We start from the raw sequence: 1,630 nt of genomic DNA on the forward strand, positions 1-1,630 counted from the left end.
AAGATACCGTAATGGGCCCGGCGCTGAGTCGCAGACATTTTTCCTTGTCTGAGTGAAGCAATTTCGGTGTCGTTGCCCTTGATACGCTTGGTGCGTGTCTGCGGGGTCTTGCCGAGAAGCGCGCCCCAATTCCTGAGAATAGAAGGACAACGACATGAATGTATTTATCGGATTGGATGTTTCGTTGGCAAGCACTGCCGTGTGTGTGTTGAGCGAAACTGGAAAAATCGTGCAGGAAACTGTGGTGCTCAGCGAACCTGATGCACTGATCTCAGCTTTTCGGGATTTATCCCAACAGGTTTTGGCGATCGGCCTTGAAGCAGGTCCTTTGTCCCAGTGGTTGCACAAGAAGATAACAGAGGCCGGGTTCGAAACGGTGCTGATGGAGACACGACAAGTGAAAGGCGCCCTGAAGGCCATGCCAATCAAAACCGATCGCCGTGACGCTGAAGGTATTGCTCGGTTGTTGCAGATGGGTTGGTTCCGACCAGTACATTGCAAATCAATCTCCGCGCAGGAAAGTCGTGCTGTTCTGACATCACGCAAGGCCATCAAGCAAGCCGTTGTCAATCTGGAACTCTCGGTCCGTGGTATGCTGAGGAACTTTGGGTTGAAAGTTGGCAGCATTTCGAAGAGCAATTTCGAAGAAAGGATCAGGGAACTTGCTGATGGGAATGTCATGCTGGAGACAGCAGTAGAGCCGGTTTTGCGTGCACGTCAGTCTTTCCGCGGAGAACTGGCAGCAATGGAGAAACTTGTTCGCGACATTGCCAAGGCTGATCCCGTTTGCAGGCTGATGATGACCATGCCGGGCGTCGGCGCAGTGGTGGGGCTGACGGTCAGATCGGCGATTGATGATCCCGCGCGGTTCCGATCTTCGAAAAGTGTCGGTCCCTGGGCAGGACTGACGCCAAGCCGGAATCAATCTGGTGAGCGCGACATTGTGGGCCAGATCACAAAGGCGGGTGATAGGGGGCTGAGGACGGCACTTTATCAAGCCGCGACGGTTTTGCTGAACCGTGGTAGGCGCAATTGGCTTACCAATTGGGCGCTGAGTGTAGCAAAACGTCGTGGGAGAAAACGTGCGACGGTAGCCTTGGCTCGTCGAATTGGCGTCGTTTTGCATCGGATGTGGCGTGATGGAGCCCCGTTTCGGTTTTTGATCGAAGACACCCCACAGTCTTCAGTGGTTTGAGAAACTGCATGAAGCCGCTGTTGTAATCAAAAGGAGAATTTTGCCGCGATCGATAGCAGCGGCAGATCGAGGTCCCTCGCCGGGACGCGGTCCCCGAAGATGCCGAAGGCCTCCCCGTGTTGATAATCAATCAAACACGCCAGAAAGATGGGCACTCGGGAACCGAATTGGACAAGGTATCATGTGGCAGCCACCGCGCTGACTACGGACGGAAGCGAAACTCCGGCGAAGGAATATACACCGACATGTCGACGTTTGAATAAGCGGCCCTCTGTAGCGCTTACAGTAAGAATTTACCGCTGCACAACCACCTGCCAAAGGGAGGTGACATGTAGTCTGTTGCTTTTGAACGGTTTTAAGCGCTTGACGAACAAAGACCCATTACGGAAGGGAGGTCTCTCGGCTAGGATTGGCCTCGCCTTTCTAAAACAGCAC

Annotated in this window: 1 protein-coding gene; it reads left to right on the forward strand. The window is 53.6% G+C overall.

The features are described from left to right. The first annotated feature begins 154 nt into the window (after window positions 1-154). Window positions 155-1,195 (forward strand): IS110 family transposase, encoded by a 1,041-nt coding sequence (locus ACFWW2_RS21985; RefSeq protein WP_393931891.1) that lies wholly within the window; start codon window positions 155-157, stop codon window positions 1,193-1,195. Window positions 1,196-1,630: the final 435 nt, after the last annotated feature.

The organism is Yoonia sp. R2-816 (genome assembly GCF_046762905.1).
In the GTDB taxonomy this organism is placed as follows: Bacteria; Pseudomonadota; Alphaproteobacteria; order Rhodobacterales; family Rhodobacteraceae; genus Yoonia.